This is a genomic window from Chryseobacterium lathyri (assembly GCF_019970085.1).
Taxonomy (GTDB): Bacteria; Bacteroidota; Bacteroidia; order Flavobacteriales; family Weeksellaceae; genus Chryseobacterium; species Chryseobacterium lathyri.
The window spans coordinates 155,581-168,280 of record NZ_JAHXYG010000001.1 but is presented as its reverse complement, the minus strand read 5'-3'; the positions used below and the strand labels follow the sequence as shown (position 1 = coordinate 168,280).

Genomic DNA, 12,700 nt, shown 5'->3' with positions numbered 1-12,700 from the left:
CTTTTTTTGTAGCTTTAATATATGGAACTTAATTATGAACTTAAAAAGCTTCAGCTAAAGGAAACTTTCTCGATTGCCTATGGTAATTATGACACAAGAGAAGCATTACTGATAGAATTATCTTATTTAAACTGTAAAGGATATGGTGAATGTGTTGCCATAGATTATTATCATATTGATCTGGAGAGTTTTATTATAAAATTAAAAGAAATACAGCCTTTACTTGAAAAGCAGAAGATCATTCATCCTGCAGATTTTTTCCTTTTTCTTTTCACGCTAGATCTCCATCCTTTTTTGTTATCAGCTCTGGATTGTGCCTATTGGGATCTTTTTGGAAAACTGGAAAACAAAAGCTTTACAGAACTCAATCATATTCCTTCTGAAGGTCTGGCAGAAAGCTCCATTACCATTTCAGTAGCAGATATTGAAAATCAGATCCGGAAAATAGAAAAAAGCAGCTGGAACAGATTCAAAGTAAAATGTAAAGGGCTGCATAAAGACAATATCGAAAAGCTGCTGAGATTAAACCTCAATATTGCTTTAGATTCCAATGCCAGTTTTACAGATCAGGACTGTCTCTGGCTTCAGGAAAATAAAGATGTCCTACAATTCTCCTATTTGGAACAGCCAAGACCGGTTGACCAGTATAAAGTTTTGAAAAAAGAAGGTTTTGCCAATTGGATGGCAGATGAAGATTCCCAGGATCTTAATTCCCTGGAAGAGCTTCTGCCTTATTATAAAAGTGTCAATATCAAACTGATGAAATGCGGTGGACTCACTCCGGCATTGGAGATGATTATAAAAGCAAAAGAACTGGGTTATAAAACAATGATAGGCTGCATGACGGAATCCACGGTTGGGATCTCCGCTGGCTGTGTATTGGCGGGCCTTACTGATTTTGCCGACCTTGATGGTGCAAACCTCATTTCCAATGACTATGCCTCCGGAAATTTTGTAAAAAACGGAAACATTATCTTGTCGGGAAAACCGGGACTTGGGATAGAATTATAATTTATTTATTGTGAATAGTGAATAGTGAATAGTGAATAGTGAATAGTGAATAACATTGCTTAAACACTGATACGCTCCAACTCTCAAACCCTATCTCCCTCCAACTCTTTCACTCTCTAACTCAAAAATCTACTTCTTATTCACAGAAATCAGGTAATCATATACCATTTGGTGCTGCTCATCGCTTAATTTTGCTTTAGGAGCCATTCTGCTTAATGTTTTGATCCATCCTTGGTCATCATGCTTAGCAGGATCCGGAAGCTTGTGGCATTTGGAGCATGAATTTTCAAAAATAGTTTTCCCCTGAACCAGCTGCTCAGATGCGGTGTACTTTGGCCCTGTTACGGCAACGCTTTTAGGTCCGCATGATACCATAAACGCAGCGCCTGCGGTCATACTTAAGATTACTTTTTTCATATCCATATTCTGATTTGGTGATTATTTTTTCACAGAAACAATATAGTCGTATACCCACTGATGCTGCTCGTCATTCAGTTTCGCTTTCGGAGCCATTGAATTCATAATTCCTACCCACTGTACAGAGGTGTGTGCTGTAGGATCTGGAAGCTTATGGCATCTGCCACAGGAATTTTCAAAGATTGTTTTTCCCTGAGCTATTTGTTCTGCAGTAGAAACGGCGGGTCCTATAGGTCCGGCTGTAGAAGCTTTTGGCGTACAGGAAGCCAGTAATAGGCAGGTAAATAATGCAGCAGCGGATATTTTTTTCATGTTTCTTGAATTTTGATTCGTAACAAATGTAGGAATTTCCCCTTCCAGATGATGAGGCAGTATCTAGTTTTAATTTAGAAGAAATAAAATTAATGCCCGTTTGTATGGAAGTTTGAAGGTTATTTTTATATTTTTGAATCAATGAAATTTTCTACAGAAGAACTAATGGAAGGAATACAGTCAGGAAATAAACGCCTGATCGCAAAAGCTATTACATTAGTCGAAAGCAAGAAAGCCGAGCACAGGACCCAGGCAGAAGAGCTTCTGAAGAAAATAATGCCTTTCACAGGAAATTCCATACGGGTAGGAATCACCGGAGTTCCCGGTGCAGGAAAGTCTACATTCATTGAAAATTTCGGAAGACTTGCTATTGCTAACGGCAAAAAAGTTGCTGTTCTTGCCATCGATCCCAGTTCTTCCATTAACAAAGGAAGCATTTTGGGAGATAAAACCAGAATGGAAGAATTGGCAAAAGAAGAAAATGCCTTTATCCGCCCTTCCCCAAGTTCCGGATTTCTTGGTGGTGTTGCGAATACCACCTTTGAGACCATGATGATCTGCGAAGCGGCAGGATATGATTATATTTTGATCGAAACAGTTGGAGTAGGGCAGTCTGAAGTACTTGTAGCTGATATTACGGATGTATTTCTTTTCCTGAAAATTATTGGCGGTGGAGATGAACTTCAGGGTATCAAAAGGGGTATTATGGAAATGGTAGATCTTATCTTTATCAATAAAGTAGAAAAGGAAAACATTCAGAAAGCCAAAAATACCAGGCTGGAATTGAAACGGGCACTGGATTTTATCCCTCCCAAAGAAAAAGGCTGGAAAATCCCGGTATTATTAGGCTCTGCCCTTTACAATGAAGGCTTGGAAGAAATATACACCAAAATTGATGAATTCATAGATCTGAAAAAGAAAACCTCACGTTTTAACGAAGTCCGCACCCAGCAGGCAGAAAAACGTTTTGAATATTGGGTTCAGGAATATATTCTGGCTATGATGAAAAGGAGCGATTCTGTAGAAGCTGCTTACATACAGCACAAAAAAAATGCTTCAGAAATGGTTTCTAATCCCAGCACTGAAGCAAAACTGTTTGTTGAAAAATTTCTATCTAAAGACTAAAGCTTCTCCTTATCTTTTGGCATTTCCTCATTTTTAGAAACATAACCGTCATAAGTAATAGGCTGTCTGTCATTACTTCTCATAGAAACAAATGCTTTACCGCTTTTAAAAATTTCTATAATAATCTCATCAACATTTCTTGTATCATTGGGCTTAATCTTTAAGATCCAGTTTCCTTTTTTATTCTGAGCCTTATTGACAGTGAAGTCCTTGGATGTAAAACGGTAGCTGTTTTTATCTCTATCTCCGAAAGTAGAATTAAATACTCTTCCGAAATAAGGAAGTACAACCTCCAGATTGTTTTTATTGATGGTAATGCTATACTCATCTCCGTTAAGTTCTAGAATCCTCATTGAAGTAGAATTTGGCATTGAGTTCATAACATTGATAACATCATAATTCATAGGATTTGCTCTTTGTGCATGAAAAGTAAATTCCTGGGAACTTACAAGTGCATCAACTGTTTTGGAATCTAATGAAGCCTGTGAGGAGCAGCTTTGAAAGAAAAAAAGAAATCCAAAAATAAATATAAGTGAAATATACTTTTTCATAACCGTAATAATTGTAAATTTAAATAGCAAAATGTATGCAAATATATTCCTTCTGAATCATTTTGGAATAAAAATTGTAAATGTTGAATTATTAACACTCAAACAACTATGAAATTTACACATCTATTAGGAATAGGAGCAGTTGCCTTGTCAACTGTAGCATGTACTACTAATCCAATTACGGGCAGGTCTTCATTACAGATTGCAAATAATTCGGAAATATTAACAATGTCTGCTCAGGAATATAAAACGACATTGTCTAAATCTAAAATTATCACAGGAACTGCAGATGCAAAAAGAATAACGAGTGTAGGAAGCAGAATAAAAAGTGCAGCAGAAAGATATTACCAAAGTATAGGAAGATCTGCAGATCTTGCTAATTATAACTGGGAATTCAATCTTATACAAAGCAATGAGCTGAACGCCTGGTGTATGCCTGGCGGTAAAGTTGCCGTTTATACAGGAATTCTTCCTGTTACAAAAAATGACAATGGTCTTGCTGTTGTGATGGGACACGAAGTTTCACACGCTTTGGCAGGGCATGGCAATGAAAGAATTTCCCAGGCTATGGTTGCGCAGTATGGAGGTTCTATTCTGGGCGGAACAATTTCCAACTCACAATGGGCCGGTATTTTTGAAAAAGTATATCCTATCGGATCGCAGGTAGCTCTGTTGAAATATGGTAGAAATCAGGAATCAGAAGCAGACCAGATGGGATTATACCTGATGTCTATGGCAGGATATGATCCGAGAGAAGCGATTCCTTTCTGGAACAGAATGGAAGGGGCAGCATCAGGCTCAAGACAGCCGGAATTTTTATCTACCCACCCGAATCCTGAAACAAGGATCTCAGATATCAATAAAAACCTTCCAAAAGCTTTGGAATACTATAAAGCAGCCGGAGGGAAAATATAATTATTCCAGAATTTAATCTTGTATAGAGCCTTATTGAATTTTTCACTAAATTGGGTAAGGCTTTTTTCAATGTAAACCACTAAACACAATATTTATGAAAAGTTTATCAATTACCGGACTTATACTGCTTGCCGTGTCGGCACTGCTTTTTTATCTGACCACTGATTTTACGGTGGGAGGAATTACCATCTCACACATGATGGGTGTAATGGCCGGAGTAGGAATTGGCCTTATTATTGGCGGAATGGTAGGATATGTAAGCAAAGGAAGCGCAATAAAGGCTGAAGAGAAGAAAAGAGAATTCAAAAGACTACAGCAAGAAAAAGAAGATCTTGAAAAACAGGCGGCAGATATTGCCAGACGGGAAGCGGAACTTCAGCAAAATAAAAACCCTCAAATTTAATATTTGAGGGTTTTTTATAGTGTTATTTTCAAATTATTTAAACTTATAACCTACGCCTACCAAAAACAGATTCGGTCTGTTGTCATACCTGATTTCTGATCCGGAGACCTTATTGATGAAGTTTCTTTCATCTTTGCTGAAAGCCCCTTCGTATCGTGCATTAATGATCAGCTTTTTAATTTCAAGCTGCGCACCGAACTGGTATCCTACTGTGAAATTGTTTTTAACGTTTTCTTTAAAATCATTGTAGGTATCTTCCTTGCTTAAATTGTAGCTTGCTACCGGTCCTACAAAAACTCCCAGCATATCCCCTAAAAGATTATACCCTAAAAGAACCGGCATATCGATACGGTTGCTCTTTACATCAAAAGTAGTATTCTCCGTAGTGAATTCATTTTTGAAATGAGTGTAGTATAATTCCGGCATTACATAAAGTGCAGTCGGAAGTCCTATTTTTAAAGAAAGCCCCACGTTAAAACCTGCATTGTTTTTTCCTGTTCCCTCAATGGCTTCATTTACCGTTCCTTTAATGTTTTTCCATGAAGGAGAGCCTGTCGGGAATATTAAGTTGGCTTTTCCTGCCAGAGAGATCTGCGCAGAAGCGAACATTGAAAACCCGATTAATGCTATACTAAGTACCTTTTTCATTATCATCTATTTTAGAGATTGTATTTTCAATCGTTTTATTATTTTCAAGTAAATATTCTCTCAGTTCTTTAAACAGTTCTGAAGAATAAACGAAGTCAATAAGATTTTTATTGCCCGCAGTAATGAGAATATCCTTGTTTCCTTCCCATTCTTTGATCCCCAGTCTCAGGTATACAATTTTCTCCCCAATTGTCATCACGGAATTCATATCGTGCGTATTGATGATAGTTGTTGTATTATATTCTTTGGTGATTTCAAGAAGAAGATCATCAATGACATTGGAAGTATAGGGATCAAGACCGGAGTTCGGCTCATCGCAGAACAGATATTTAGGATTGTTCACGATTGCTCTCGCAATGGCAACACGTTTCTGCATTCCCCCGGAAATCTCAGACGGAAATTTTCTCCCGGCCTTATCAAGATGTACCCTGCCAATTACTTCAAATACTCTTTTCTTTTTTTCTCTGAAAGTAAGGTTGGTAAACATATCCAGCGGAAACATGATATTCTCTTCCACCGTAAGAGAATCAAAAAGTGCACTACCCTGGAATACTGTTCCGATCTCTGAACGCAGATGCTGTTTTTCCTCACGCGTCATGACGTTGATATCCCTGCCGTCAAACAGGATCTCTCCTGATGATGGCTGATAAACATTCAATAAGCTTTTCAGGAAAACAGTCTTTCCGGAGCCACTCTGCCCAATGATCAGGTTTACCTTTCCTTTGTCAAAAGAAGTTGAAATTCCCTTCAGTACTTCAACCTCGTCAAAACTCTTCTTAAGATCTTTTACCTCAATCATCAGCTTAATATTAATTGGGTTAAAATTAATTCCGAAATGATAATAAATACCATGGTCCATACTACGGCCTGAGTACTGGCTCTACCTACTTCCAGCGATCCTCCTTTTACATTATAGCCGAAGTAAGAAGGTACCGTAGCAATAATAAAAGCAAACACTGTGGTTTTTACAAATGCATAGTATACAAATAAATTTGGCATATACATCTGGATACCTACTATATAATCATTTTCTGTCCAGTTTCCAGTTAGAATACCTGCCAGGTAGCCACCTCCGATACCGAATACAATACTGATGGCAATAAGCAAAGGATTAAAAATCACACAGGCAAAAATTTTGGGTAATATCAGGAAATTCGGAGAGTTTACTCCCATGATGTCCAATGCGTCGATCTGTTCTGAAACCCTCATGGTGCCTATACTTGAGGCAATATATGATCCTACTTTACCTGCCAGGATCAAGCTGATGATTGTCGGTGAAAATTCCAATACCAAAACAGCTTTTGTGGCATATCCCACGAATGAAGGTGGAATAGGAAAAGAAGACGAATCAAAATTATTGAACATCTGGATAGCCACAACGGCTCCCACAAATATAGAAGTGAAGATCACAAGCCCAAAAGAATTGACGCCAAGATCATTGATTTCTCTCATGAACAGCTTCCAAAAAACCCTCATTTTCTGGGGCTTCTGCAAGGATTTACCTAGAAGGATAATGTATTCTCCTATTGCTGTAAAAAACTTTTTTAACATGCTGCTAAATTAGACTTTTTTTATTTAATTCAGGTTAGACCTCAGGTGCTCAACGGAGGATTATTTAACCTAGAAGCAAATATGGTTCCTCAATTTCAGTCTTAGCCTTTTGTTTTATTTATTTTGCGTTTTTATCACCGCCGATCACCAATAAAACGGTCTTTAAAATAATAATAAGATCCAAAACAAAACTCCAGTTTCTTACATAGAATGTGTCTGCAAGAATCCTTTTTTTCATTTCAACCTCCACATCTCCATAATCTCCTCGCAGCCCGCTTACCTGGGCAAGGCCAGTGATACCAGGCGACACCATACTTCTTAAGCTGTATCTTCCTATCTTAGGTTTGTAAAAGTTATCTACAGAAAGCATATGCGGACGTGGTCCCACAATAGACATTTCCCCTTTCAAAACATTGATAAACTGGGGAAGCTCGTCAAGGCTGGTTTTCCTGAGAAAACGTCCGATTTTTGTGATTCTGACATCATTTTCTTCCGTAGTTTTCGTAGCTGATTCATCATTAACGATCATGGTTCTGAATTTGAGACATGAAAATACTTCTTCATGGAAACCATATCTCTTCTGAACAAAGAAAACAGGCCCTTTAGATGTTATTTTTATGAGAATTGCAATCATCGGAAATAACCAGGAACCTAGTAAAACTAATATAAGGATAGAAAAAGCGATATCAAAAATCCTTTTAACCAGGAAATTGGAGTAATAATCCAAAGGGTATTTTGCCTGGCTGAGAATAGGCTGTGTCTGAATGTATCCAAGATCGTACAGGAAAAAATCGCTCTGTGTAATGCTCGGAATTAATGAGACATGGACCTTATGGTCTTCAGCCAGTTTGAAGATCTCAGTTTCAAGATTTTCGGTGAAATGGTTTTCTGTAGATAAAAACAGCGTGTGGATTCCGTTTTTTTTCCAAAATTCAACAAGTTCGGTTGGTTTTATATCAGAAGTTCCGTACTCAAATATTTTATATCCGTAATCTTTTCTGTCCTGAAATATATTCTTCAGAATTTCTGTAGAACCTGTTTCCCCCAAAAACATCACATTTCTATAATTGATCCCCAATGAACGGAAATATTTTATAATAAAATAAATGATTGATTTCGCCAGGAAAATAAAGAAAAAAAGATAGAAGGAAAGCCAGTAAATATCTGAATTAAAAAATACATTTTTGCTTACTTTTCCAATGAGCAGAACGCCGAGTATAAAGAACAGAAAATGGATAAGAAGGCGTTCCAGAAACAAAGTATAGGTGAGATTCCTCTGAATATTATAAATTTTTGTCCTGCCGCTTAGAAGCATCCAGAACAAAAAAAGCAATACCAGGGAAAAAATATTCTGGTACCATGTTTCCTTATGATATCTTAAGCTTTCGTTTCTGCTTATGAAAAAGAATATAAAGATAGATGCAATAACCACAAGGTCAAGCAAAATAATAATCGATTTCAGGTATCTAGAGTATCGAATTCTCTGCATCTATCAGTATTTATAACGGATACGAAGATCTAATGTACATAATTTTTGCGGTATATTCCGGGATTCTATGAATATTATAAACTTTCTCTCCTATTATTTAAGTATGTCAGGCAAAAAAACAATCATATGAATAAAAAATATTCTGATCCAGCATTTCGGTGAATTTAAAAGTAATCTTATGGAATATTCAGGTATTTATGAGTCTGAACCGAAGCCTGCCATTCCGGATGGGCTAAAATAAAATCAGTGATCTTTGGGTACATTTCATCACGCTTGCTCCATTCGCTCTGCATATACAGTTTGCAATTTTCAGAAACCTTTGCCGCCTGTTCCTGAGCAAAAGTAAAGTCATGCTGATTGAAGATAATCACTTTAAGCTCACTTGCTTTTTCGTAGATCTCTTCTTTCGGAAGTCCTGTTTTCTTAGGCGAAAGGGTAATCCAGTCGATCTGCCCGCTCATTGGATAAGCTCCTGAGGTTTCAATATGGATGGTGCATCCCAGTTCTTTTAGCTTTGACGTTAAGATATCTAAATTCCACATCAACGGTTCACCGCCGGTTAAAACAATTGTTTTACTGTGCTTTGCAGCAGTTTCTGCAATTTCCTCTGCATTCATCAATGGATGAAGGTTCGGATCCCAGCTTTCTTTTACATCACACCAATGACATCCAACGTCGCAGCCTCCCAATCTGATGAAATAAGATGCCTTTCCGGTGTGTGCCCCTTCTCCCTGTAAAGTGTAAAAATGCTCCATTACAGGGAGCATTTTACCTTCTTTTAATAAAATATCTTCTTCTTTGTTCATTTTAAAATTAGTCGTTATAGACTGAGGTTTTGTAAGCGATGATGGTATTTTTCATCAGCATGGCTCTGGTCATAGGGCCTACTCCTCCAGGTACGGGTGTGATCCAGCTTGCTTTAGCTGCACAGCTGTCAAAATCTACATCACCTGCAAGGTAGTATCCCTTTGAAGAGTCATCGTCTACTCTTGTAATACCCACATCCACGATTACTGCACCGTCTTTGATCATATCTCCTTTTAAGAAATGAGGATCACCTAATGCGGTAATAACGATGTCTGCTTTTTTTGTGTATTCTTCGATGTCTTTTGTATAAGAGTGTGTTAAAGTCACGGTAGAGTTACCCGGGAAATCTTTTCTTCCCATCAGGATGCTCATAGGTCTTCCTACGATCTTGCTTCTTCCGATAATTACACAGTCTTTTCCTTTGGTTTCAATATTATATCTTTCCAGTAATGTCAGGATCCCAAAAGGAGTAGCAGGCAGGAAAGTGTCCATTTCCAATGCCATTTTCCCAAAATTTTCAGGGTGAAAACCGTCTACGTCTTTTCTTGGATCAATCGCCAAAATGATTTTTTCCTGATCGATCTGGTCCGGTAAAGGAAGCTGTACAATGAAACCGTCTACCTCCTTAGATTTATTTAATTCATCAATTTTCTCCAGCAATTCAGACTCGGAAACGGTGCTTGGGAACTTTAAAAGCGAAGAACGGAATCCTACTTCCTCACAGTCTTTTACTTTGCTGTTCACATAGGCTTTGCTTGCTCCGTTGTTTCCTACAAGAATAGCCACCAGATGGGGTGCTCTTTTCTTGCCTTCAAGGATTTTTTCCACTTCCACCTTGATTTCTGCCTTTATTTCTTTGGATACTTTAAGTCCGTCAAGAATTTCTGCCATTTTTACTTTTTTTACTTTTTATTTAGATTTTATTGAATACAACAATATCCTGGAATTCATCGGCACCTTCCTTTTCTACATCGGTTCTCCAGAATCCTCCTTTTATGGTGGTTACTTTTAATCCTGCTTCTGCGGCCATCTCGTTCAGTAATGGGATGCTTACTGCAATATTGGCTGCGGTCACTTTATCATCCATAAGCCTGTAGCCTTCATACTGATGTGGGAACGGCATTGTGCCATATTCTTTTTGGGTTTCATCATACAGAAAGAATGTGGCCAGACATTGCCCGTCGTTTTTCAGCACTCTGCTGATTTCACTAAGATATCTTTTGATCTCTGGTATCTGCATATGCGTGAAAACTGAGAACAGAAATACCTTATCAAACCGTGACTCATCATAAGGAAATGTAAAACTCTCTGCTTTTTGGCTGAAAGTATTGTACAGGTCATTATAAATCGGGGTAAACTGAAATTTAAAATTCGGATGTTTTTTTCCGATGTGTTTATTACACCAGTTGATTCCCTTTTCTACGGCATCAAAACCGTCGTATGTTCCTTTATCAATGGTGCCGGTAAGGGCTACTGCCGTTCTTCCGATCCCGCATCCCACATCCAGAACATGGTCTGTATTTTGTAAGCCTATATATTTTTTAAGCGCATTTACCTGACGGATCCCATGAGGAATAAAGTCACTGCCTCCTACATAGATGTCTCCTTTTTTAGGTTCATTTTTTGATCTTTTTCCCGTAATTCCTTCATAAAAATCTATCGGAAAATAATAAATTTTCCGCCCCAGAAGCCTGAGGCCGGGAGGAAGCTTATAATAATATGACCGTAATGCAGACATCTGCTACTTGTTTCCTTTATAATAATTAATCAATCCATTCGTAGAACTGTCGTGAGAGCTGATTGCTTCATTGTTTTCAAGCTCAGGAAGGATCTTATTAGCTAAAACTTTTCCTAATTCCACCCCGAACTGATCGAAGCTGAAAATGTTCCAGATCACCCCCTGAACAAAGATCTTATGCTCATACATGGCAATTAACTGGCCTAATGAAAAAGGGGTTAATTCTTTGAATAATATAGAGTTAGTAGGTGTGTTTCCGTGGAAGACTTTATAGTTTAATAACTTATCAATTTCTTCATCGGATTTTCCAGCGCTTCTTAATTCTTCCTCTACTTCCTCTTCAGATTTTCCGAAGGCAAGTGCTTCAGTCTGTGCAAAAAAGTTAGCCAAAAGCTTAGGCTGATGATCAGAAACTAAATTGCTGCTTTTTACATAAGCAATAAAATCTGCAGGAATAAGTTCAGTTCCCTGGTGAATTAGCTGGTAAAAAGCATGCTGGCCGTTTGTTCCGGGCTCGCCCCAGATAATAGGTCCCGTTTCATATTCTACGAACTCTCCGTTTCTGTCTACGCATTTTCCGTTGCTTTCCATATCTCCCTGCTGAAGATAAGCTGCAAATCTGTCCAGATATTGAGAATAAGGAAGTATTGCGTAGCTTGTCGCTGCGTAGAAATTACGGTACCAGATACCCAAAAGTCCCATTAATACCGGAACGTTTTCAGAGAAATCTGCAGTCTGGAAATGCTGATCGGTATCATTTGCACCTTTTAAAAGCTGCTCGAAATTGTCATAGCCAACTGCCAGAACAATACTCAGGCCGATAGCGCTCCAAAGAGAATATCTTCCGCCTACCCAGTCCCAGAATTCGAAAATGTTTTCTTCTGCAATTCCGAAATTTTTAACTGCTTCAACATTAGTGGATAAGGCAACGAAATGCTTAGCAACATCTTCTTCTTTTCCTGCTTTCAGGAACCAGTCTTTTGCAGAATTGGCATTCGTCATTGTTTCCTGAGTGGTAAAAGTCTTGGAAGCAATGATGAACAATGTAGTTTCAGGATTCAGGGTTTTAACAGTTTCAGCGATGTGATTACCATCAACATTGGAAACAAAATGAACATTTAATCTTGTTTTAAAATGTTTTAAAGCTGAACAAACCATTACCGGCCCAAGATCTGAACCTCCGATTCCGATATTGACCACATCGGTAATTTCTTTTCCGCTGAAGCCTTTGTGTTCCCCTGAAATAATTTTTTCAGAAAAAGCTTTCATATGGTCAAGAACTCTTCTGATCTGAGGTTTAATATTTTCTCCGTCTACAATGATTTCTTTATCTGAGAAATCCCTTAAAGCTGTATGTAATACTGCTCTTCCTTCTGTTTCATTGATCTTATCACCAGAAAACATCTTAGAAATAGCATCTTTTAGCTGGCATTCATCTGCCAATTGAAGTAAAAGTTCCTTCGTTCTTGTATCGATAAGGTTTTTAGAATAATCAAAAAGGAAATTGTCTTTCTGTAGAGAAAATTCTTTAAAACGGTCAGGATTATACTGGAAAAGGCTTCTCAAATCAAAGTCGTTGCCTGCAAAATGGTCATCAAGAGCTTTCCAGCTGGTAGTTTGTATAGGATTTATTTTTGATAGCATATCTTAGAAATTATATGGGTTCAGAAAGTAAGAGGCAGGATCAAATGTTTAAAATCCTTATCATTTTATTTCTGATGTGCAAATTTAAG

Annotated in this window: 15 protein-coding genes; 4 read left to right on the top strand and 11 right to left on the bottom strand. The window is 37.8% G+C overall.

Annotation, left to right across the window (positions count from 1 at the left end; all coding sequences use genetic code 11):
* The first annotated feature begins 21 nt into the window (after positions 1–21).
* The gene (locus tag LC418_RS00760) at positions 22–1,011 is read left to right on the top strand and encodes an enolase C-terminal domain-like protein (protein ID WP_223557753.1); all 990 of its coding nucleotides are present in this window, start codon (positions 22–24) and stop codon (positions 1,009–1,011) included.
* 129 nt (positions 1,012–1,140) lie between these two features.
* Here LC418_RS00760 and LC418_RS00755 read toward each other — a convergent pair whose 3' ends face one another.
* Together LC418_RS00755 and LC418_RS00750 are read right to left on the bottom strand one after the other, a co-directional pair.
* A complete protein-coding gene (locus LC418_RS00755) occupies positions 1,141–1,428 on the bottom strand; it encodes a cytochrome C (protein ID WP_111958717.1) in 288 nt (95 codons plus the stop codon).
* A gap of 21 nt (positions 1,429–1,449) precedes the next feature.
* Positions 1,450–1,740 (bottom strand): c-type cytochrome, encoded by a 291-nt coding sequence (locus LC418_RS00750; RefSeq protein WP_223557752.1) that lies wholly within the window; start codon positions 1,738–1,740, stop codon positions 1,450–1,452.
* A 141-nt stretch (positions 1,741–1,881) separates the two neighbouring features.
* Here LC418_RS00750 and meaB point away from each other — a divergent pair, with 141 nt between their 5' ends.
* Positions 1,882–2,865, top strand: a complete 984-nt coding sequence (meaB, locus tag LC418_RS00745) for a methylmalonyl Co-A mutase-associated GTPase MeaB (RefSeq protein ID WP_223557751.1) — start codon at positions 1,882–1,884, stop codon at positions 2,863–2,865.
* Here the strand turns inward: meaB and LC418_RS00740 are convergent.
* Positions 2,862–3,416: a DUF4251 domain-containing protein gene (locus tag LC418_RS00740; RefSeq protein WP_223557750.1), complete on the bottom strand. Its 555-nt coding sequence runs from the start codon at positions 3,414–3,416 to the stop codon at positions 2,862–2,864. The two genes, meaB and LC418_RS00740, sit on opposite strands and share 4 nt — an antisense overlap.
* A gap of 108 nt (positions 3,417–3,524) precedes the next feature.
* On the opposite strand from LC418_RS00740, the gene LC418_RS00735 reads away from it, so the two are divergent.
* Positions 3,525–4,331, top strand: coding sequence for a M48 family metallopeptidase (locus LC418_RS00735; protein ID WP_111958463.1), 807 nt, complete (start codon positions 3,525–3,527; stop codon positions 4,329–4,331).
* 94 nt (positions 4,332–4,425) lie between these two features.
* Positions 4,426–4,734, top strand: a complete 309-nt coding sequence (locus LC418_RS00730; RefSeq protein WP_111958465.1) for a hypothetical protein — start codon at positions 4,426–4,428, stop codon at positions 4,732–4,734.
* A 33-nt stretch (positions 4,735–4,767) separates the two neighbouring features.
* On the opposite strand, the gene LC418_RS00725 is transcribed toward LC418_RS00730, so the two are convergent.
* The 8 genes from LC418_RS00725 to pgi form a co-directional block, all read right to left on the bottom strand.
* Entirely contained in the window at positions 4,768–5,382 is a 615-nt protein-coding gene (locus LC418_RS00725) for an outer membrane beta-barrel protein (protein WP_111958467.1), read from the bottom strand.
* Entirely contained in the window at positions 5,366–6,181 is an 816-nt protein-coding gene (locus LC418_RS00720) for an ABC transporter ATP-binding protein (protein ID WP_111958469.1), read from the bottom strand. Before LC418_RS00720 ends, LC418_RS00725 begins: the two co-directional genes overlap by 17 nt.
* Complete coding sequence (locus LC418_RS00715; protein ID WP_111958471.1) at positions 6,181–6,933, bottom strand: MlaE family ABC transporter permease; 753 nt, start codon at positions 6,931–6,933, stop codon at positions 6,181–6,183. Before LC418_RS00715 ends, LC418_RS00720 begins: the two co-directional genes overlap by 1 nt.
* A gap of 118 nt (positions 6,934–7,051) precedes the next feature.
* A complete protein-coding gene (locus tag LC418_RS00710; RefSeq protein WP_223557749.1) occupies positions 7,052–8,422 on the bottom strand; it encodes an exopolysaccharide biosynthesis polyprenyl glycosylphosphotransferase in 1,371 nt (456 codons plus the stop codon).
* Between the two features lie 176 nt (positions 8,423–8,598).
* Positions 8,599–9,228: a 7-carboxy-7-deazaguanine synthase QueE gene (locus LC418_RS00705; protein ID WP_223557748.1), complete on the bottom strand. Its 630-nt coding sequence runs from the start codon at positions 9,226–9,228 to the stop codon at positions 8,599–8,601.
* Positions 9,229–9,235: 7 nt separating this feature from the next.
* On the bottom strand, positions 9,236–10,120 hold the full coding sequence (locus LC418_RS00700; RefSeq protein ID WP_223557747.1) for a bifunctional 5,10-methylenetetrahydrofolate dehydrogenase/5,10-methenyltetrahydrofolate cyclohydrolase: 885 nt from the start codon (positions 10,118–10,120) through the stop codon (positions 9,236–9,238).
* Positions 10,121–10,142: 22 nt separating this feature from the next.
* Positions 10,143–10,967, bottom strand: a complete 825-nt coding sequence (locus LC418_RS00695; protein WP_223557746.1) for a class I SAM-dependent methyltransferase — start codon at positions 10,965–10,967, stop codon at positions 10,143–10,145.
* A 3-nt stretch (positions 10,968–10,970) separates the two neighbouring features.
* Entirely contained in the window at positions 10,971–12,611 is a 1,641-nt protein-coding gene (gene pgi / locus LC418_RS00690) for a glucose-6-phosphate isomerase (RefSeq protein WP_223557745.1), read from the bottom strand.
* Positions 12,612–12,700 lie beyond the last annotated feature (89 nt).